This is a genomic window from Xenorhabdus khoisanae (genome assembly GCF_001037465.1).
Lineage (GTDB): Bacteria > Pseudomonadota > Gammaproteobacteria > Enterobacterales > Enterobacteriaceae > Xenorhabdus > Xenorhabdus khoisanae.
Map to the genome: position 1 here is coordinate 1 of NZ_LFCV01000005.1, position 20,700 is coordinate 20,700.

General features: G+C 50.9%; 25 protein-coding genes. 1 reads left to right on the forward strand and 24 read right to left on the reverse strand.

Annotated elements, in window-relative coordinates; translation table 11 throughout:
* Positions 1–195: 195 nt before the first annotated feature.
* The 24 genes from AB204_RS00905 to AB204_RS01020 form a co-directional block, all read right to left on the reverse strand.
* Positions 196–1,413 carry a hypothetical protein gene (locus AB204_RS00905; RefSeq protein ID WP_047961524.1) on the reverse strand — a complete coding sequence of 406 codons (1,218 nt, stop codon included), beginning with the start codon at positions 1,411–1,413 and terminating at the stop codon, positions 196–198.
* Between the two features lie 4 nt (positions 1,414–1,417).
* Positions 1,418–2,071, reverse strand: a complete 654-nt coding sequence (locus AB204_RS00910; RefSeq protein WP_047961525.1) for a DUF2612 domain-containing protein — start codon at positions 2,069–2,071, stop codon at positions 1,418–1,420.
* Positions 2,068–3,255: a baseplate J/gp47 family protein gene (locus AB204_RS00915; RefSeq protein ID WP_047961526.1), complete on the reverse strand. Its 1,188-nt coding sequence runs from the start codon at positions 3,253–3,255 to the stop codon at positions 2,068–2,070. The genes AB204_RS00910 and AB204_RS00915 overlap by 4 nt, the downstream gene beginning before the upstream one ends.
* Entirely contained in the window at positions 3,248–3,592 is a 345-nt protein-coding gene (locus tag AB204_RS00920; protein WP_047961527.1) for a hypothetical protein, read from the reverse strand. Before AB204_RS00920 ends, AB204_RS00915 begins: the two co-directional genes overlap by 8 nt.
* Entirely contained in the window at positions 3,589–4,281 is a 693-nt protein-coding gene (locus AB204_RS00925) for a Gp138 family membrane-puncturing spike protein (protein ID WP_047961528.1), read from the reverse strand. The genes AB204_RS00920 and AB204_RS00925 overlap by 4 nt, the downstream gene beginning before the upstream one ends.
* A gap of 3 nt (positions 4,282–4,284) precedes the next feature.
* Entirely contained in the window at positions 4,285–5,100 is an 816-nt protein-coding gene (locus tag AB204_RS00930) for a baseplate hub protein (RefSeq protein ID WP_047961529.1), read from the reverse strand.
* A complete protein-coding gene (locus tag AB204_RS00935; RefSeq protein ID WP_047961530.1) occupies positions 5,066–5,383 on the reverse strand; it encodes a phage baseplate plug family protein in 318 nt (105 codons plus the stop codon). Before AB204_RS00935 ends, AB204_RS00930 begins: the two co-directional genes overlap by 35 nt.
* On the reverse strand, positions 5,383–5,919 hold the full coding sequence (locus tag AB204_RS00940; protein ID WP_047961531.1) for a phage baseplate protein: 537 nt from the start codon (positions 5,917–5,919) through the stop codon (positions 5,383–5,385). Before AB204_RS00940 ends, AB204_RS00935 begins: the two co-directional genes overlap by 1 nt.
* Entirely contained in the window at positions 5,916–8,129 is a 2,214-nt protein-coding gene (locus AB204_RS00945) for a phage related-protein (protein WP_047961532.1), read from the reverse strand. Before AB204_RS00945 ends, AB204_RS00940 begins: the two co-directional genes overlap by 4 nt.
* Before the next feature lie 87 nt (positions 8,130–8,216).
* Positions 8,217–8,675: a hypothetical protein gene (locus tag AB204_RS00950; protein ID WP_047961533.1), complete on the reverse strand. Its 459-nt coding sequence runs from the start codon at positions 8,673–8,675 to the stop codon at positions 8,217–8,219.
* Positions 8,676–8,730: 55 nt separating this feature from the next.
* Entirely contained in the window at positions 8,731–9,183 is a 453-nt protein-coding gene (locus tag AB204_RS00955) for a phage tail fiber protein (RefSeq protein ID WP_047961534.1), read from the reverse strand.
* 24 nt (positions 9,184–9,207) lie between these two features.
* Positions 9,208–10,695: a DUF3383 domain-containing protein gene (locus tag AB204_RS00960; protein ID WP_047961535.1), complete on the reverse strand. Its 1,488-nt coding sequence runs from the start codon at positions 10,693–10,695 to the stop codon at positions 9,208–9,210.
* Between the two features lie 9 nt (positions 10,696–10,704).
* Complete coding sequence (locus AB204_RS00965; protein ID WP_047961536.1) at positions 10,705–11,217, reverse strand: phage gateway protein; 513 nt, start codon at positions 11,215–11,217, stop codon at positions 10,705–10,707.
* A complete protein-coding gene (locus AB204_RS00970) occupies positions 11,207–11,575 on the reverse strand; it encodes a phage collar protein (RefSeq protein WP_047961537.1) in 369 nt (122 codons plus the stop codon). Before AB204_RS00970 ends, AB204_RS00965 begins: the two co-directional genes overlap by 11 nt.
* The gene (locus AB204_RS00975) at positions 11,575–12,129 is read right to left on the reverse strand and encodes a hypothetical protein (protein WP_053067804.1); all 555 of its coding nucleotides are present in this window, start codon (positions 12,127–12,129) and stop codon (positions 11,575–11,577) included. The genes AB204_RS00970 and AB204_RS00975 overlap by 1 nt, the downstream gene beginning before the upstream one ends.
* Positions 12,120–12,557 (reverse strand): DUF4054 domain-containing protein, encoded by a 438-nt coding sequence (locus AB204_RS00980; protein WP_047961538.1) that lies wholly within the window; start codon positions 12,555–12,557, stop codon positions 12,120–12,122. The genes AB204_RS00975 and AB204_RS00980 overlap by 10 nt, the downstream gene beginning before the upstream one ends.
* Entirely contained in the window at positions 12,557–12,913 is a 357-nt protein-coding gene (locus tag AB204_RS00985; RefSeq protein ID WP_047961539.1) for a hypothetical protein, read from the reverse strand. The genes AB204_RS00980 and AB204_RS00985 overlap by 1 nt, the downstream gene beginning before the upstream one ends.
* A 54-nt stretch (positions 12,914–12,967) precedes the next feature.
* A complete protein-coding gene (locus tag AB204_RS00990) occupies positions 12,968–14,035 on the reverse strand; it encodes a major capsid family protein (RefSeq protein ID WP_047961540.1) in 1,068 nt (355 codons plus the stop codon).
* 2 nt (positions 14,036–14,037) lie between these two features.
* A complete protein-coding gene (locus AB204_RS00995; protein WP_047961541.1) occupies positions 14,038–14,532 on the reverse strand; it encodes a structural cement protein Gp24 in 495 nt (164 codons plus the stop codon).
* A gap of 3 nt (positions 14,533–14,535) precedes the next feature.
* Complete coding sequence (locus AB204_RS01000) at positions 14,536–15,819, reverse strand: DUF2213 domain-containing protein (protein ID WP_047961542.1); 1,284 nt, start codon at positions 15,817–15,819, stop codon at positions 14,536–14,538.
* A gap of 1 nt (position 15,820) precedes the next feature.
* Positions 15,821–16,534, reverse strand: coding sequence for a phage head morphogenesis protein (locus AB204_RS01005; RefSeq protein ID WP_047961581.1), 714 nt, complete (start codon positions 16,532–16,534; stop codon positions 15,821–15,823).
* 37 nt (positions 16,535–16,571) lie between these two features.
* Complete coding sequence (locus tag AB204_RS01010; RefSeq protein ID WP_047961543.1) at positions 16,572–18,059, reverse strand: phage portal protein; 1,488 nt, start codon at positions 18,057–18,059, stop codon at positions 16,572–16,574.
* A gap of 4 nt (positions 18,060–18,063) precedes the next feature.
* Positions 18,064–19,290, reverse strand: a complete 1,227-nt coding sequence (locus AB204_RS01015) for a PBSX family phage terminase large subunit (protein WP_047961544.1) — start codon at positions 19,288–19,290, stop codon at positions 18,064–18,066.
* Positions 19,271–19,753, reverse strand: a complete 483-nt coding sequence (locus tag AB204_RS01020) for a DNA-packaging protein (RefSeq protein ID WP_084728501.1) — start codon at positions 19,751–19,753, stop codon at positions 19,271–19,273. Before AB204_RS01020 ends, AB204_RS01015 begins: the two co-directional genes overlap by 20 nt.
* A gap of 234 nt (positions 19,754–19,987) precedes the next feature.
* Here AB204_RS01020 and AB204_RS01025 point away from each other — a divergent pair, with 234 nt between their 5' ends.
* Positions 19,988–20,626: a hypothetical protein gene (locus tag AB204_RS01025; RefSeq protein WP_047961545.1), complete on the forward strand. Its 639-nt coding sequence runs from the start codon at positions 19,988–19,990 to the stop codon at positions 20,624–20,626.
* The last annotated feature ends 74 nt before the right edge of the window (positions 20,627–20,700 follow it).

The following is a 20,700-nucleotide window of genomic DNA, read 5'->3' on the forward strand; positions in this document are numbered from 1 at the left end:
GCTATGCTTCGGATCGTATCAACTCAGAATCTGTGATAACATAAATTACCGTCACTACCGTTGTGGGGGCTGAAAAAAAACTTGCATTCACATAATAAAAAATGAAACAACATGGAATGCAAAACCAATTTAATTTCTCATATAACTTTAAAAACAATCTGGATGAATAAGATAGATATATTTTAGAAAAATAATTCAGTCCACTATATAAACACCAGATGCAGCTCCATAAGTACTATCTACCATATTTAGTCTCCTGCCATCCTGCGAAACGATAAAATCCCAAGAACCTTCAACCCCCATAGGAACGCAAAAGCGGATACCTGCAATAGGAGGAACTAGAAACCCTGTCATTGTCCCATTTCCTCTACTATGCCGTTGAACAAATAAATATTTACCTAAGCAATTCTCGCTCAGAGATATTTCCTTGACGGCAGAAGCACCACCAAAATCACCAATTTTTCGCCAATTTTGAGCCGTGCCCCGCATTTGATACCGCCCATCACTCTCTCCTCTGGTATAGCATTCTCCCCTAACTGCATAATTCCCAGCAAGCTGGTAATTTCCTTTGGGTTGATAACTTCCGGCTGGTTGATAATTTCCACGCGGCTGATATTTCCCATCCGATTCCCCTTTCGTGTAACTTTCCCCACGAACGGCATAATTGCCGGCAGACTGATAGCTACCTTTGGGTTGGTACTTATTGTCCGACTCGCTTTTGGTGTAACTTTCTCCTTTCAAGGCATAGTTCCCAGCAGGGGCATAATTGCCTTTGGGTTGATAGCGACCATCGCTTTCGTTCTTTGAGTAGCTATAACCGGCTACCAGATAATTTCCCTTCGGCTGATATTTCCCATCCGATTCTGACTTAAGATAACTTTCCCCCTTCAGCGCGTAATTACCTGCAGGTTGATAGCTGCCTTTCGGTTGAAAACGATTATCAGACTCTTCTTTGCCATAGCTATAACCTGCAGGTGTATAGTTCCCTAATGGCTGAAAACGCTGGTTAGCCTCCTCCTTGTTGTATGCACCAACATCAGTTGCGGTCAGATCAGCTTTCAGCTCTAACCAGCCATTGCCTGCCGTGGGTTCTTCTTTGTTATTCTCAATGCGGGATTGCCACAATTTTTGCTTGTGATACACCAGTGCCCGTATTGGGTACGGTTGCGCCTCGGTTGACCATTGCGCAGCACCAAACGCCTGCATCTCCCCCACCGCTTCCGTGATATCGTGAAAAATGCCGTTCATTTTCTCGCGTTCGATATCTTTCGCTGCCGGATCAGTGTTCTGGTCACGTTCGTAATCGTAGCCGTAGCCTTGTGCGTAGGAGACTGCGCCGTCTGGCTGGACTTCATTAGGTATAGCAACCCTGTCCCCTTGCGCAGCAAAGGGGGTTTTAAAGATTTTTGTCATGGAATTAAGCTCCGAAGTTACTGCTTAAGTAGTTGGTGTGTTTTTTGCCAAAGCCAAAGGCTTTTTTGGTGACAACGCGGTATTTGACGCCCACGCCAGAAGGACGTGGCATCAGATCAAAGTTTTCCAGCAACACCCTGAGATTTTCATCGGGGTTGAAGTTGAAAACGTAATACATGTAGGTCATGTCGAGTGGATCGAGCACAAACACTTTGCTGTCATTACGCCAGAAGAAGCGCTCTAAAAAAGTGTTGATATTGACGACCGTGGGGCTTTGGGTCAGGTTGAAGTAACGCATACGAATGATTAAGCGCTTCTGGTCAGTGGTCAGCATCAGGGTGTAATCGGCATTGCGCCGGAAGTTGCCCTTGAAGTTACGTTTCCTGCCGAAACCAAAGCCGATTTTGGTTTTATCGCTGGGTGCTACGTCAATACCGAGTGACACATCCAAAATTCGCGACCAGACGGCCAGTCCGAAGTCATTAGCGGTATCGATATTGAACACATCACGGTACCAGTGCTGCCAGAATGCTATCGTATTGCGGTTGAAATAATCGGCCTTACGGGTCGCCAGTGTTTTCAGTTTATCGGCGTTCTCGTATTGCCAGAGAATGGCCTTCAGCAGGTCAGAATGAAGTGCCAGCTTTTGTATCTTCATACCATCACCACCTGCACTGATCCCCGGTGTAACCGGGCCACTTCATTGAGTTTGATAGGAATAGTGCCTATTAACCATGACTGGCCATCCAAAGATAACTCGACTTTGGTGATAAACAGCCGGGGTTCAACGGCACTGACAGCCGCTGAGATTTCAAAGGGCGACACTTCACGCCCGACTACCAGCCCGCTGTCCCCTTCCAGCTCACCGCGTACCCATCGCTCAATGGCGGCGGGGATAATGCTTTGGGCGTCCATTGTGGACTTTCTCACGGTGACACGACAGAAGGTGATTTTTTCCATCGGACGGTCAAAGCGGATTTCATATTCCTGTCCACTGACTCTCTCCGTCACCGTCACGACCTCTTTGCCATTATAGGCCGCACCAATGGTTTTGGTGCGCAACAAAGCCCGGGCAATTTCTTCACGGTCGCCCCCTTCCACGCAGACATAGACGCTATGGGGCAACAATTTGATGCCATCAATTGTGATGATCTGGGGGGCGTAGTTCTCACGGAACGACAGCGAATTCACCCCCTCCAGTTCGTACAGTGAAGAGGTGATCGCCTCCCCCACACTAACGGTATTTTTTGCCAGCGTCTGTTTGCGCCGCTGCCGGGCACTGATATCGGATTCGGCTTCACGCCCGACAACTGCATGCGTGGGATTGGTGACGGTTTCCCAGCCCAGGATAGAACTGGCCACCCGTTCAAGGTGGCCGGCCTTACATTCAATTGTGCCGAACAACACCGCCCGCATATCGCCGGTGGTTTTGCCGTCCTTGCCGATAATCAGGGTGCTGATGGTTTCAAACCGTGCACCGGTGACCGATTCCGCCTGCGCCCCTTGAGGGATAACGGTGTCGGGCACACCGCCAAATTCGACATTGGACAGGTAGGAGCGGGTAGCTGCAAAGCGACTGCCGCCCATCAACGCCCAAATCGCATCCAGAAATATCCCGCCCGCGATATCGGGGTTAATCTGGTTGGCCAGCTCGGCATTGTTCCTGACCATCGCGTCACGGTTTTCGGTTTCCATTGTCACCAATGCGCCCTGGGGCGTTTCCGGTGACAAATCGATGTCCTGTCCGAACGCCGCCCGAAAATCGGCTTCCACGGCGCCGAGCAAGTCTGCCGTATCCGGCACAATCACGCCCTGTCGGGTAATGTAATGATAATCAGCCATTGAGGGTAAAACTCCCGTAAATTGAGCGGATCACAGCAACATAACGCAGTTCGCCATCCGCGATTTCAGCCTGAAAGGAAACAACCTCGTCTACCCCGTCCACCTCGCGCATGCGTTCACGGAACGCGGCTTCAAACATCGGAATATCAGCGTGGCGCCCGAAGGTAGTTTTCCAGTAAGGGATACCCTTATCCACCTTGTGCAACATCTCGCCCCGTAATGCACGGGCATAGTGAACACACAGGTTTTTAACCGCCTGCTCGCCTTTGCAAAGTGACAGGTTGCCGTCATCGCCCAGCATTAAATCGTTATTGTCATCCACAGAAAACGTGATCATAGGGGTGCTCCCGTATTGCCATCGCCGGTTCGTACCCCGCTGTGTTGATGGGTATCCCCGATATTGTGGCCGTTATGGCGCATCGTACCGCCATAAGAATCACTGTTACCATTGACCGCATGGTTGCCGTTAATGGTGACATTGCCAGTGAATATCGTTTCAGGCGCGTTGATCTCAAATTTCGGCGTGTCCAGTACGGCCTTATTGCTGTGAAGAGAAAGGCAAACGCTGCCGTCCATCGACTGAATAACCAAGGCATCCAAGTTCTTGCCATCAATCGCCCAGCCTTTAATGGTGTCAGGAAAGAACATGGCATCGCTGAACGAATGGAGCCGCGCCGTATTGGGCTGGTCTTCCTGTCCACCGCGCTGGAATATCAGACTGATATCGCGGTCATTGGCTTTCAGCCAGCCAAAGTCACCGGGTTTCAGCGGCACACGCAGAAAGAAGCCGCCCCCGCCAAAGCGGAAGACCGGAATATTCGCCAGCGGCGCACGGGAAACGGTTTGTCCTTCTGTCGTGGCCATCATCACCAGTGGTTTAATGGTGGCACGGTTGGTCTGGTCGTCATAACTCACGACCGTGGCAGGCAGCATGTCTTCGACATTGAGCAGCAGGTTACGAAAGGCCGCCATAAACTGCCCGGCAAGGCTGCCCTCACTCGCCATATCGCTATTGGGTTGATTCATGGTTTATGCTCGCTTGCAAGTGGCGGTGTAGAAAAAGGCATCATCGTGAGAGGCAATATCGAACTTCAGTTGCTCAATAAGGTAATCGCCGTTGAGGGATTTATTCAGTTTGCTGTCCAGACGCAACATCCCGCCAAGGAAAGATTCACCATCTATCAGGAAGCTGACATCCAGCCCCTTCTCGGTGGCTTTGGGAATACCGACCATGCCCGATTTCATGTTCAGGATACGCAGGCGATTTTTGAGTGATTGATTGCTGTCTTTGACATACAACACTTCATCATCAATAAAGGCTTTGACGCCGCCGGACTCCTGTAACCGTGTGATTTGCGACAAGGCCGCCCCGCAATAATACCAATTGGCAATCTGCTTATCGGTGGCCTGAAAATCCAGTTTGACCTTACAGTCATTGGCAATGCCCTGTGCAATTTCAGACAGTTTTTTCAGTGCCCCGCCAGAGGAGGAAACTATCTCACCACTGCTGCTGTTGCCGGTCTTGGCCTTGAGGGTTAAGGTCACATCCGGCGGCGAGGTAATCTCCGCGCTGACAATATCGCCGACAAACACCCGAAACAGCCCGGTATTCACCCGCCCCGCTTCCAGTATCAGGCGGCGGGGTTGTTTACTTTTGGTGTAGGGGCTGGTTTGGGTGAGGAGAAAATCGCGGGTGTCGGCGCTGAGGCCATCAATATTCACGGTGCATTCATTTTGCAGGGGATTGGCGTACTTGGTGCCGGAGGCCGAGATACGCATGCCCTCGTACCAGTTCAGCCGCCCGCTGACTTCAATCCCCAGCCGGATGCGTCGCAGATCTATCATCGTGACTCCAGTAAATTAACGTTTGGGTGGATTCGAACTTTTCCCACCAGGGCAGTTCGTGATGTTCGGTCAACAAGGCAAAATTGCCGGTGCTGAGGTACGCATAAGGAATTAACGGCGTATTGGGGATTAAGCGGCTGCCCTGAACCACTATCACATCATCGCGCTGAATATCACAGACCATCATCGTGCGTGCCACTTTGAGGGTGATCACCCAGTTGGCCTCGTCCAATGTCACCGCCAGCCGCTGGTTAGGAATGGCGCGTAACGGGATTTCGCGCATCATTGGCCTCCACTATTTCCGAATAGACTTTCGCCATCCATGATTTTGATGGCAACGGATTTTTTCTTGCCCTCGACCGGCTTGGTCTGGACATTGCCCCGGTTGACCGTGCCGGACTGGTTTTTTTTCGCCACTTTCCGGGGCGGCAGTTCACCGTATTCCGGCTCAACCGTGCGCCACTCGCTGAACCGTAAAGACAGCTTGATCGCGTCTGCCATCTCCGCGATTTCATCATGGTAGAAGTTGACGAGGATCATCGGCTGGTAAGTTTTCACCCGTGTCTGAATGCCGACTAACTGATGAGTATCGTAGGCTTGCTGCATGGCCGAAAAACTGTTTTTCAGTTCCCCGGTCAGCAACAATTCCATGCCAATCTCGACGGCTTCCACCACAATATGGTCGCTGCGGGTTTCGCCGTTCTCCACCTGAAACTTCGTCACCTTATGTTCATCCCGGATACTGAGTTGTATCGGGCTGGCTGAGGCAAACAAGGTAGAGAAGTTCTCGACATTAAAGATTTTCACCTCGGTGATCATTTCGCCACCCCCGTTGATGTTTGCTGACCTAAGTCTTTCAGTTGGTTATTCAGCTCGCCTTTCATATCCTTGGCGACCCCCTGCGCATCGGTGGCCTGTGTCGTGATATTGACTTCACCGATCTGCGTATTGGTTTCATGGGTCTGGTGCGACTGGTTGCTGATAGCCTGACTGGTGACCGGATTTAACGGGTTTTGCGAAGCCATCATCAGTTTTTTATTCGCTGCCTCGACCCCTGCCACCACGTCAGCCGCATTCTGCCCGTCCGCCAGTTGTTGACGCAGTAACCGAAGCTCCTTATCCAGCTCGCCCGTATCGATGCCTGATTCTTGTGCACTTTTACGTTTGGCGGCCAGCACATTAAGGTATTGTTCCGCGTCTTGGGTCGTGACGTTATGTTCAACTTTTTGGTCAACCGCCACGTCATTGTTGCCAAAACCGAACCAGCCTTTCACCGTGCTTAATCCCTTGGACACGGCGTCCAGTCCGTTACTTATCCAGCCAATCACTTTCTGTACCTGCTCCCACATCCATTTAAACGCGCCGACCACCGCATCCGAGACGGTATCAAATACCCCGCTAAACTGGCTGCCCCATTCAGTCAGGGAAGCCACTGAACCCAGCAGCCAGTTGATAAATTCAGTGATTTTCTGATCCATATAATTAAAGGCGGCAATCACGATATCGGCGACAAATTTCACCCCGGTTTTAAGATAACCAAACAGGGTTTGCCACGCTTCCCACAGCATCATGATGACTTTCTTCACCATGGGATACTTGTCCATGATGCGGCCTATCATCGAATCGTTGCCGTCGATAAAGTTCATGATGTCGTCATAGACAATGGCAAAGGCCGCGGCCAATAATGCAATGATGGCGATAATGGCCAGAATAGGCCACGTCGCCGCCAGTGTCGCGGCTGCGGCAGCCAGCATGGGTGGCACATAAAATGCGGCCACTGCAATACCAACCGCTAAAAAGAAGCCAATAATCAGGTTCTTATTATCCTTACAAAAGTCGATGAACTGGGACAACCATTCCATGCCTTTGGCGAGAACGGGGATTACCATTTCCAGAAAGCTGTTTTTGAGCAGGCCGGAGGATTGCTGAAACTTGTTCATGGCGGCATTGAATTTGATGGATTTTTCGATGCTCTCTTTGGTGATGCCGGAATATTCTTTCTGAATCCCCATCACCCGTTCCAGCTCTTTGCGGCCTTTCATCATCAGCTCGACGGTCTTGTCATCTGAGACACCCAACCCGGCAAGTGTCGCTTTGGCCTTATCAAACTTCATACCCTTGACTTTATCTGCCGTGGCCAGAATTTTTTCCATCTTATTAGTGGCTTTGCCGAATGACTGCGACATCGCCTCAAGATCAGCCTGTGCCGCATCCCGCGAACCGCCCAGTTCTGCCAGCGCGCCGCCAAACGCATCCACATTTTCAGTGGCAATACCGATTTTCTTACCAAGTTTATCCAGTGCCTCGATTTCCTGTGAGCGTGACACTGCATCGGTAAAAATCCCGCCAATGCTCATGACAATGCCGACCGCGCCGAGCGCTTTGGTGGCAAAACCTGCCACTGACTCTCCGGCCGCTTTATATTTGCCCTCGGTATCGGTCAACGCTCGTTGCAAATTATTTTGAGCTTTCGCTTCATCAATAGCGGCCTGGATGCCCTGTGTGCGCATGGTAGCCACAAACTTGGCGTAATCCGCCTGTAATGCCTCAACTATGGCGTTTACGGCTTCTTTGGCTTTGGCGTTCTTTTGCTCCGCAGCGGTCAGGCTGCCCAGCTCACCATTGAGGGTACTGAGTTCCCCCTGTAGCTGGTCATACTGTGCCGTCAGCTCAGTGACCGTTGTGCTACTGTCCTGCAAGCCAAGGCTGGCTTGCTCCCGCTGGCTGTCCAGTGTGGCAAGCGCCGCCTCCAGCTCACTGATTTTTTCCCGGACGGACGTCAATTTTTCTTGGCTTTCGTGCAGATCAACATCAAAATTGATGCCCCCGCCACCTGACATTTCCTGTAGTGAGGCAGCCAGTTCCTGCACAAACTGACTAAAACCGCCAGAGCCTGCTTCGGCGGCCTGCTGCGCTTTTCTCATATCCGCAATCATGTCATCGGTAGAGCGGCGGAACTGATCAAACGCCGCATCCGCCTGACGGGTATCAAATTCAAATACCTGCACGAAGGTATCTAACAGTGACATAAAGTTACCTCGGTGTTGATGCCGCCAACGCTTCGTTATACCGGTTGGTGATGGCGATTTCCCACAGGTCGAACGCCTCTTCCAAATCTATCGACGTTTTGAGTTCGGTGAGGGTGGCGTAGCCTGCGCTAACGATGACGGCAATGAACCCATCAGCGTTTTGATAATCGACGGGAGTGAACCGCTGATTTTGTCCAGCAGGAATTGGAGGAAACCGCGGCTCCCGTCTGCCCCGAAAAAACTGGTGTTATACCGCAGCATTTCCAGTTCCAGCCGGATCAGCGCTTCGCCATCCGGCACATGGTTATCAATCAGGATCTGGGTTTTCAGTAAGATTTCGTCACCGTCGCGTTCGACCGCCACATAGCGCATCATCTTCAGCATCGCTTCATGGCTGATAGCGTAGTCACCTATCTTGGGCACATTGGCGAGCGGGTATTTGGCGAGGATCTCCCGACCGACCGTGGCAGGCAATCGGCTGATAATAAAGGTATGCGCTTCACGGTCGGCATCGGTGATCGTGATAGTTTTGGGTTTGATTAACATCATGGCCTCAGATCAAAAAAGGCGGACAAGCCGCCAGTTCGTTGATAAAAAAGTATTAACGTGCACGAGTGCGGTCGAAGTCTTGAAACACAAAGGTATACTGTTTGGATTTCAGACGCCCGGCACTGGCGGCAGAGTTACCCCGGCTGCCATTGGTGATCTTGCCGTTACGCGCGGTGGTGGTTGAACCATCACCATAAGAGGCAACCAGCGTGATAATGTCACCGGCATGGCGGCGCCCCCGCTTGGCAATGTTGGCCTCTAACAGAATGGCGAGGTTTTCATCTTCTTCACTGCCTGCCAGCACGTTAATGGTGATGGTTTGCGGCGTCGGTGTTGACCAGTAGTTCAGGTTGCCGTTGATGTCCATGCCGGTCTGGGCAATATCGACCGCGGGTAAGTCCAGCGGATCGGCATCATCGGCAAATTGGGTAATGGTAATCCCTGACGGGAAAGTGGTACTGGCCTGAATTACCAGACTCAAGCCGGTGGCGGAAACATCGTACATTTTTCTTACTCCTTAAAACCAGCCTTAAACCAGATTGTGCGAACCATCGACTTTACGTACCCAGTCGCCCTTGCTGTAAATCAGCACGTATTTCATGACGTATTCAGGCAAGCCTGACGCGCCTGTCTGCTCCACAATCTGCGTGTTATACCAATAGCCCTTGTCCTGCACGTCATGCCACGCCAAATCGTCACCGGAGGCATCAGCAATAGCCAGTTTCTGCACTTCGGTTAACGTTTTACCCGGTAAAATCGTGCCGTTATTGAGTGCCTTCGTGACCGCACCCGCAATCACCGTCATGGCACGGGCGGCACCGTCTTTATTGGCTGGAAGTCCACGTGTGGACATCAGCAAACTGAACCATTGCTGGGTAATATGGGCTTTTAACCACTGTTCGTTAGCGTGAACACTCATATCCAGCGGATTCGACGATGAACCGCATAGGAAGCCGCGCTGGTAGAAGCGAATTTGCGAACCCGCCACTGCCGTTTCACCGTAATAGTTGACGCGCAATTTATCGAGCCGGTCAGCATCCAGATCCGCGCTGATTTGGGACTGAAAGGTGACACCAAACTGGCGGAACATATAATTGGTAGTGGCATTGGTACGGTCATAATCGGTGGCGGCCATAATCGCCATCGGTAACGCCTGCACAAAGGCATTATCGTCGGTCTTGAGGTTTAAGCCGGTGGAAGCTGTACCGATCAATGCCGCGCTCCAGTCTTCGGCTCTTTCAGCTGTCACGGCTAAATGGAGCTGGTATTTAACGTTTTCCCCGGCAACATACTGCGCCAGTTCAGCCGCCTGTGTTAACGCGATGTCCGTCAGGAACGTGGCACTGCCAAACGAATCCGAGATTTTTTCCGCTGCCAGAAAAGCATCCAGTGGTGACTGGGCAGCATTACCGGCTGAACGACTGCCGGAGGATAAGCCCATGGCATCCGCCAGTACCGAGTAAGCCACGTTGATCTCTGCTTTCTCCTGCACCCCGCCGCTTAAGACAAAGGCGCTGTCCATCGCGTTAAAGGTCAGATAGGCATTGGCAAATTGCGGCGCCTTCTCAGCGTTCAGTTTGGCCTGCACAGCGGAAACAACATCAGCGTAGGAAGTCGCTTTCGATAAATCGATGTCGGGGAAGGTTTTCGTCACCCCGCCAAGGGTCACCGTGATAGTGCCATCCACTAACGCTTTCAGTTCATCCAATGCTGCCGCACGAGTGCCATAAACCGACGGCGCACGACCGATGGGTTCATAAGCCACAATCTGCAATTCTTTCGGTTTACTGACCGGGGCAGGACTGACGTAGCTGAAATACTGACGGGCAAATTTGGCCTCCAGTGAGTCAGAACCGAGCAAATCATCGACCTGACCGGGGGCAAACTCTAATACCTTGCCTGCCGGAATTTTGGGATGGGTAGAAAATACGCGCCCTGTGAGTTTACGCATAGGTACACTGGATGCGCCGATCACCGCACTGGCGATATCGACGTATCGGGTTTGTTTTATTGGCATAGATTAACCTTATATTCGGTAAATATCGGGAAACAGCACACTGACAGCGGCTGTGTTGGGTTTAATGTCGCGTGAATGGGTGAGAGTGATATCAAACGAGGGTGACATTTCATAATTGCCCTGATCGTTAATAAAGAATGGCATTCGCAGGCTGCCTGCACGTTGAACGCCGATCCTCTGCTTATGCAGTGCTTCCACAAAGGGCAACGAGTTCATGATCATGCGCACGGTGGCGGTGATATCGCCTGCCGTGTACTGTTCAAACTCACCGACCGCCTGCACCTGTAGCGTTTTCTCCACAAGCTGGGTTTCTTGATGGTTGGCGTTATTACCGATAATCCGGTAGTGACGTCCCTGCCAGCCGTGGGCGTTCTCACTGACAGGAAAGAACATCACAAAGCGTTCTTCCCGCCCCTGTTTGGTCGATTGGAAACCCGCTATTACCGGAACAGCAATACCGACTTCCCCAAGCTGTTTCAGCAACTGTGCCCGGATGGCGGCATAGATCTGTTTATCCGTCATAGTCGCCCGCCTCAATGCAGACAATCGACAGCCAGCCGTCCTGCGCGTACCAGTCTGCATCACCCATCACATCGTAGCGCCGTCCGGCGAAAACCAGAAAATCCGGCGATGTGCCCCGCTGGATATGGTGAATATCATGCGTGGTGTAGAGCTTACGGTACACTTTCGCCGTATCCAGCCCCATCTCCCGCACATCCTGCGTATCGACGGCCTGCCAGCTTCCTCTGATGGGAATGGGATAGTGATAAGTATTTTGCCATCGGCCTAGCTCATCCAGCTCACGCGCCTTAAAGCGATACCAGAGCACGGTTTGTTGCGGGATATAGCGCGAGGCAATGCGCTGTAAATTGCCAAACATTATTTGTCCTCCACGGCATAGTTAACCGACTGGATCATAAGCCCTTCATCCACTAACGGTTTTTGGCTGACACCGGAGATATCCAGTGTTTTATCCTTCTTAGGCCGGGGGCCGATAAAGTGTACATCCCGGTGCGCTTCACCCACCGCCTTACCGCCCCTTTTAAATCCGTCCTGTTTACGCCGCTTTCTCAGTAACAGGGTTACCATCGACAACGGGGGCGTTTGAACCGCCGTGATCCCTATTTGGACATCACCTTTTGCCGCTTCGCCCACCTGAGCAAGGCCTTGTTCAAGACTGAGTTCACCTGAAATCGCTTTATCAACTGCCATCCTAAAACCACGCTGGTATTTTTCCTTGTTGGCGTTGATTGACGGACGAACAAAAGGGCGCGGCGGAATAGGGCCATGACCTAATTCCTGAATGGCGGCAACATAGGCAATCGGTGTGCCATCGGGATATTGACTGTGCTCAAAGAAACCGACCTTGATTTGCTTCTTGCCCAGTTCGTCATAGATCCGCTTAAGGTGTGCCAGTTTCGGATTTATCGCCATACCCGTCCCCCATTAGGAAAACGCCCGCCGACGCTACGAAAGGCTGCGCGTTCGCCCCTGCCACCGACATACATCGGTGCCCGTCCACAACGATTGAGCAGCGCCAGATATTGCTGACCAAAGGGTGTCAGGTTGAACCAGTGCGAGGTATTAGAGCCAACCGGCGGTGCAGTGAAAGAAACATTTACACTGCCGATGGTTGCCGCAGTGACAACACCGGTGGGGGATTCTCCCTGTGCCATTAACCGGCGCAAGTCCAGCATATGGGCAGTGACCAGTATCCAAAGCTCATCGGTACAAACACCCCGACACGGGGAAAAATAGTGCCGGGCAGATCCGGCAATCACGTTAACAGCATCATCGGGCTGAGCAGCAAACTGCGGATACAACACCCGAAACGCGGTCAGGGGGAATGTATCCGTGTTCATTATTTGCCCTTGCCTTTGTTAATATTGGTTTTCGGCGTGTCTTTGCCTTCGGCTTCCAGTGATTCCGGTGTATCCGGTGCTGACTGGTCGCTGGCTTCCATATTGGTGGCGATTTTTTCCGGCTCGGTTTTACAGCTTTCGACCAAAATAAAGCCGTTTTCTTTATGCAGCTTAAAGACGTGATTGTCTTTCAGTTGCGCATACTGCTCGGCACTGACTTCGGTCACGCGCCCGCGCGGGGTGTGCAGAGCCTTGGTCATGATATTGGCCTGCCCGTGAATAAACACCGCGCCATCACGCACCGCGTAATTCTGGTCATTGGACAGGGTGCAATAGACGTAAAGAGATTGAGACATGAAGAAACTCCTGTCTTAAAGAATAAACAAAATGCCCTCAGCAGAGGGCTGAGATTAAATACCGGTTAAGCGGGTGATCGCCCACGGGCGGGTCACGAAAATACCGGCGGTGGCGTTGGTCGCATCTTCCAGATAGCCTTTGATACCATTGTCAGAACCCAGCAATTGATATTTCACCGGCACGACCTGCAACAGCGTGGCATTGGTCGCGGTGGAACCATCGTCTACGCTGTCAGCAAACAGGTATGTGATATTGGCTCCACCGTTGGCCTCGCGGAATTCCGGCGAGAAGACAAAGCGCAGGTTCGGGTAGTTCTCTTTTACCCACTGCATCACGGTTTCCCCACGTGCCACCGGGTTAGCGATATTCAGTACCGAACGAAAGCCCAGCGGTAACACTTGGGTCATTGGTGTGTCGTCTTTGATACGCCCGCCGGATGACAGCTCAATGCGCGAGAACATCGCGGTAATATCACGCGTGATCTCGGCAAAGGTGGCGTCCTGCCATTTTTTCTTGCTGGTTTCATAAGCAGGCAAGTTGGGATCATTGAGCAGGCCAAATACCCGTGTCTCAGCACTGTTAAACCCGTAGTAGCCGGTGCGCTCACGGGACATTTCCAGCGATTCGGTGGCCGCGTTGCGTTTTTCGGCGGCAGCTTCGAACCCGGCCGCGCTCTGGCGGGCCTCTTCCAGCTTACCGACCTGAAAACCTTGTTCGTAACGCACGATACCCCGGCGTTCGATATCATTCTCATAGCTAGCCAGCGGGATATTGGTGTGATCGCCGTACAGCTCGGCTTTCGCTGATGGTGTGGCGACATTGAGCACGATTTCTTCATGATGCCATTCGCCCGCGTTCATCACGCCGGTAATTTCATCCAGAATACGAATACGGGTTGCGGTGCGGATCAGCCCCGGTAACACATGTTGCAGCATATGGCGCTGGATAAAGCCACCTGCCGCCGCCGGGCCTGTTAAGGCGCTGTCCATTGCCTGCAAGCCACCGAAACCGATTTGTGACAGTTCACCATACGTCCATTTCTGGTCGGGTTTAATGTTGAGTGCCCCGCGCTGGCGAATTTCGCGGCCTGAGAGATAAAACTTTTCTTTGCTGACAGCCATAATTAGTTACCGTCCTTTGTCGTTAAGGTATAAGGGATTTCAGTCAGGCGTATTACGCACAGATGTGGACTGGCCTCAGATTCCAGATGACGGGAAACAAAGCCAATGACTCTGTCACCAGCGCCAATACTTTCTTTGGCAGACAGTTTGCCGTCACTGTCAAACACCACAGGCGCGTTAATACGCTTGATACCCGTTTCCAGTTGCACATTCACTTCGCCCATCGTGAGAAATTCACCGGTACTACCGTTCTCGGCATACAGTGCGCCAATACGATAGGCTTTGGGGTTGATCATAATGCCAGCAAAAGGACCCTTGCCGCCGACCTGCACCGATTCCACGCCAAAATCATGGTAGGTGTAGGCCAGCCCGAACAAGTTCTTGGTTTCGTCATCGGAGGCCAGTACGGCGCTGGTCACACGGATCGGCCCGGTATGGGAAAGTTCCCCGACTACGCCACTGACCAGCCCGTTAAGAATACTTTTGGGTATTGCCATAATTTAGTTGCTCCACTTGTCTTTGATAGATTGTTGGGTAGTGATGCTGTCCATCGTGCTGGTTGGTTTTTGCGAATCCGGTACACGCCCGTGCATCCACGCATCCAGTGCGATAGCTTCCTGCCCTTTCTGGCAAGGTATACCGAGCTGCTTGACACCGTATTCCGCGACACCCTGCTTGGTCATGCTGCTGTGGTCAAATACCCCAACAAATGGCGTCAGTTTATGTGCCAGCGTGTCACGGCCTGCCAACTGTTTAATCAGATCGCTGGTATCCAGTGTTGGCTTGGCTTTCTCCAGCTTATTGACCTTGCGTTTCAGACGGGAAATATCATCCATTGCCTGCATGCCACGGCGCAGACGCTTAAGGCGGCGACTCAGGCTGTCGGTTGTTGCCTGATCCAAGTGTTCTTTGGCTTCTTCAATTGCCTGCTCTGCCGCTTCAATAGCGACTTCGGCATTTTCCACCGCTTCCGGCTCGCCGGACTCAGCCACTTCAGCGGCAGTTTCAGCTTCTTCCACGGCATCTTCGGCTTTTTCTTCTTCGTCCTGTGAGGTCTTATCGGGATCAGGATCATCATCGCTGGTCTCTTTCTTCTCGGGGTCGTCATCGGCAGCCGGGGTTTGTTGCCCGGAGACAACCTGCGTAATGATGGCTTTCAATGCTTCAAGTTGCTCTGGCGTGAAACTGCTATCATCGGTGGTTCGTTGGTCTTTTTTGTTTTTGTCTTCTTCGGTAGCCATAGTGACTAACTCCTTGGTATCAATCGTAATAATGCGGTGATCCTGCACAGCGACATCGGGGCCGGTTCGTCCCTCATCCACCAATGCAAGATGATTGGCGCGGATATCGCGCTGAATAGCATCATAGTGCTCGCCGTTAAAGGTGCCGGGCGTAAAGTCATAGCGGCAGCGATAACCCGGCGAGAGTTCAATCTTGCCGTTGTTGATTTGGCTTAACGCTGAGTTGGATAAGATCTTGATGTTGCCTTTGAGGTAGGGATAGTCGAAATAAACGTTCTCGCCAATCACGCCCTCAATACCTTTTTTCTCGGCAGGCGTGGCCTCTTTGCCTAACATCTCGTGCTCATCCACAAACGGCATAAGTTTGAATGAATTGATCGTGGCGATATTTTCCAACTCTTCCTGTGGACGCAGTACCTTGTAAATCTGATCTGCCACCGGTGCGCCAATTTCCGACCCCAGATAATCAAACACCCCCACTTTCGAGATGGGGTTATCTTTGACTTCCAGCCAGCCGTTCAGGTCGTAAGTACGTTTACTCATGTCATGTGTTGTCTCCAAAATCGACGACGGGCGTCCAGAAGCATTTGCAGTTCGGCAGTTCACCCGGTAACCCACGCTGGCCTGTCCGTTCATCAATAATCGGCGGGTTATCCAGCTCAAAGACCTGACCATCGAGTTTCAGATGTAAGGCTCGTGGTTCAGCACTGCCACCGGAGTGATGCCAGACCGCCTTTTTAATGCCCGCTGATTTCATGCGCTCATAGTTCGCCGCCGTGGTGATCTTGCGGGTCTGGTCAACGGCGATAAACTGCGCCCGTTTTTCCGTTACGCCACCAATGGCTTTGATTTCCTCCAGCAAGGTTTTTGCCCCCTCACCCGCTTGGCTGATAGAACGCAGTGCCGCACTTTCAATGCGAAAATGAAACTGTTGCGGAATGGATTTAATCAGGGCGACATTTTCGGCGGTGGCGGCGGTGATCCGGTCTTGCATGGCTGTTGGCATGTCCGGGGTTTTAATGGTTAAGCCACCAGAGAGTTGTTTGAGCGAATCATCCAGATTGCGCTTGGCGTTTAAATCAGTCTGGCTGACCAATCTATCTGCCATCTCTGCGGCTTTGCGGTTAAAGATACTGTCCCAACGGCGCTTTAACTTGTTGAGCCAAATGCGCGTCTGGCTGGCAATGCTGGCATCCATTGCGACCGGCTCGACATCATCCTGTAACCGGGTTAACGTCTGTTCGTACTCTTTGAGCATCCGTTTAATGAGTCGTGACAGGTCACGCTGATAACGGTCAGTTGCTGCCGCCGAATAATGCAGCGGCTTGCCCTTCATGACTGCCTGCCGCGCCGTTGCCCACTGTTCCCGGCTCTTCTTCAAACGGATCTGCTTCGCCATCGTCTTCCTCGTTAATGTCTAAGCCGAAGTAACTGGATTCTTTATCAGCTGCCAGTTTCTGGCGGATATCGTGCCCATCCACCGCGCCTACATTGGCGTAGTTAACGGCGGTCTGGGAGTTTTTCAGCTCGATATCGGCGTATTCGGCGGCAGTTGGGCTGTCCAGTGGTCGCCATGAGATACTGATATCAACAACCGGCAACCCCTCGCTACGTAACAGGATTTCATAGTGACGCTGGAGCAGGTCTTCCAGATCATTGGCCTGAATGCTTTCCAGCTCTTCACGGTAAGCCGCTTCTTCATACTCGCCCGTGGCATTAAAGCCCTTGGGTGTCGTGCCGAGTAACTTGGTGGCAGGTACGTTGGCGGCTGCGGCGACAAGCTGATATTGCGTCATAATAGTGGCATCTAAATCGGCCAATGAGGTATCGAACTGCTGGACGGTGTCTTGATTGCTCGTCACCTGTACCCCGTAGTTATCCCGCATTGAGGCAAAGTATTCGATGTTTTCAGCAATCACGCCTTTGTCTGCGTTTTCCGCATCTGCCATGCCTAATGTCAGCAAGCGCTTGGTCATGGCAAGCTGTGGCGCTTCATTGGCGGTACGTTCGGAAGCATACACGCGCTCATACACCCGCTCGGGCACAGACACACCGAAGTAGTTGTACATCGGTTTAAGTACGTTCGGCACCGGGAACGGTACGAACTTCACCAGATGGGATTTGTGATAACGCCGCCCGCCAATACGGTAGTAAGTGGGTTCGTAGAAGTTCAGCGATGCCGGGTCTTGTACGTTATCGGCGGTCAGTTCCGGCATCACCCACTGTGGATCAACCTGCTTGATACCTTTGTATGAACCCGGTGCAATACCATCCGGATTAAACGGATTTTCATAGAATTCTTTCGGATTGGGTGTTTCCACCACAAACAACGCAATGCGACCGCCGTACACGCGCCCGAAATGTACCAGCTCTTTCATGGCCTGATGGATACGGTATTTTTTATCGCGTTTTTTCAGCCGCTCAATAATGGTGCTGTCTTCGCAGTCAATCTCGTAGCTTTGGCGAATGGCATCACGGGCAGGCATATTACAGGCTTTATCCACCAGCCAGTGTTTGGCAATCACCGCACACAGATTATTGCCGATAAATAACTGGTTCGAGTACCACGCCGCTTGCGCTTCGGGCACACCATACAGGCTACCGGCTTTAAATGAGGGGATCGAACCATCTACTGAATCCATTGCGACGCCTGCGATGGTTGGCTGCGGCAAGTCCAACCCCTGAAAGCCATTATCTTTAACAAGCGATGGGTATAAATCGGTGGAAAATGCTGAACGTTGGACAGGGGGTGCCGTAGGCTTTCGTTTTGAGAACGGCCACATAATATTACCTCTTGGTTGTAAAGAAACTGCCTTTTTTCTTGATATAGCCGTCTAACCCGTAGCGACTGGCATCCCAACAGTGGTTGTTGGCGTCTTCAATCACCGGCAACACTTCGCCGGTAATCCTGTCGGTTTTGTAGGAATAGAGCCGGGCTTCTTTGGCGGTCTGCTTGCAGCGCGGGTGAATATAAATCTGCTTAAAGCCGCGTAGATAGCTGATACCATCCGCAACGCTGCCTTGCCATTTACTGGCGGCTGAGATATTGAACCCCTGCCGTCTGAGATAGCTGATGGTTTCCGGTCGGGCAGAATCTGCCTTGATAGGCCATTTACGGGATTCAGGAACCTTGTCATAGAACGCGGGCATGTGGTCAAGCTCTACGCCAACACCATAAGCCTCATAGTCGATATACAGGCAATCATTCAGAATAAACTGTCGGATCAGTGTGCTGGGGTCTTTGGCAAAACCGAAATCGCCACCAAACAGCAGCCTGTCCGCTTTTTGCCACAGGTCATCAGGAAACTCCTTGATAACGTATTTATTCGCCAACACCTGCTTATCGGAGTTCTCTAGGTAAGTACCTTCCCAAATCCATGAGTAAGTAGCAGGGTCTAACCTTGCTTGGTCACTTAGCCTTTCCTCTTCCAGCACAGACAGGAACCACGGGTTATCATCGTAATTCATCTCAACAATGATGGAATTTTCAGGTGGGTTCTTTCTGAATCGTTTATCAGTGGCGCTTCCGTCTCTTTCCGGGTTCCATGTCACCCAAATTTCAGAACCCTCTTCACGAACAGTTGGCGTGAGCTTTGTCCATGCGGTTTCAGAAACCGATTCCGCTTCATCCACCCACGCTATCAAAATCCTTGCTTTGGACTTAATACTGTCAAGGTTGTGTCTCAATCCGGCAAAGACATAGCTTACCGACTTACATTTTGTTTGAATGTATTTTTCGCCAATATCGTAGAAGTCAGCCAGCCACGGAACAGCGCGTATTGCTTGCTTCACTTCTTCCATTGATGACTCTTCAAGGGAGTTCATATATTCACGAGCGCAAAGTATCACGCCTGATTGTCCATTCTGGGCAGCCATGTAACCACGGATAGCCGTCATTAGTGCAAATGAACGTGTTTTAGCTGAACCACGCCCACCATATGAACCTCGGTAGCGATAATCACCACTGAATACCGGAATGAGCTTGGGCGGGAGTTCAATCCTCGCTGTCGTCACGTTGTCCTCCGGGTACCAGTATTATCTTGGCGGGGGACATTGAGCTGTCAGTAGAAAGATGGTCGTTAACGGTTTGCTCTTTCAATCCCAAATCACGTGCAATGATATTGGCATTAAGTAAGTCAGCCGCTGCACCCGAAAACTTCTGGTTATAGATAATGTCTTCCACGCGTGTAGTGATGTACGAAAAATCTTCGCGCTTTGTGTATTCTGTCCATGTTGAGCGTGATATATCCAAAAAAATACACAGACCTGATATTGTCATAGCCCGCATTTTTGCCAATGCTGCATAAACGATTTCGCCCTGATTATGAAAGGCTTTGGTTTCATGCAGGGGATTATCTTCTACCCATGCGAAGTATTCACAACATGTCTGCCACAGTTCCTCAGGCGAACCAAACTTCGGGTTCCGTCCATGACTGCTTCGGGCCTCCCAAAATCTATTGCCCTTTGGAGCCGCCATTTTCTTTTCCTCATAAATAAAAATGCCACCAGCCACCAGCCCATGTGCGTTGGGTACGCGGCAGGAACGAGGTGGCAGCATGGGTTATTCCTGTAGCCACTCAGGGAATGGACACAGAAATATTGTCTTTAGTTTCAGAGAGTAACTAACAGTTAAGTATTATTCGCTTGTTATTGGATGAGGATGGGCTTATAGGTTATCCGTGTGTTTTTTATTCCTTTTGGGTATATTTCCATGATACTGACCACCTACTTTAACGAGCTTCATGATAGAAAGAATGTTATCGAAGAATACATGAATCCAAGGACTGGGAAGCGCTCACTACGTATAACAACTGCGGATACGAAAATACTGAGACCAATAGTTACACGGAATGTTCAAGTTGATGTTGTAACACTGTTGGGGCACATGGGATTTATATGGGATCCTCCAAATGATGGATATGCTTTATGTAACCATAATGTTCACATAACTATCAATATATACAAAAGCCAGATTCTTCCCCAGTTAAATCAAAGTGTTATTTCTAATATGGGGATTCATAATTTTGACTCGTTTCACAACGTAGTTGATAGTATATTTGGTAATCAATCTACCGCTAGGCATTCCCCGATTCCGCAATCCCCAAACACTTTACAATTAATACCAGAACGTCGCCCAAGTCCTATTCCCTCAAGCTCAATGGCAACATCAAAAACTGCAGATAGATCCTCAGTTATACGAGATATGGAATCTATGTTTCAGGAGTTTGGTAATCTTTCTACTAATGAACTCCCATCGATAAGCACAAAAAGAAATCATCAAGGTTCCAGAACTCCCTCTCCAGAAACCAATCCATTTATGCAAGGTAAAAGAGCAAGAAGGGATTCCTGAGAAATTGTAATACCTAAAATTAATTTGTTTCTTGATTTAATACCACCTCGAAATATACTCCTGCCACCCCAGTA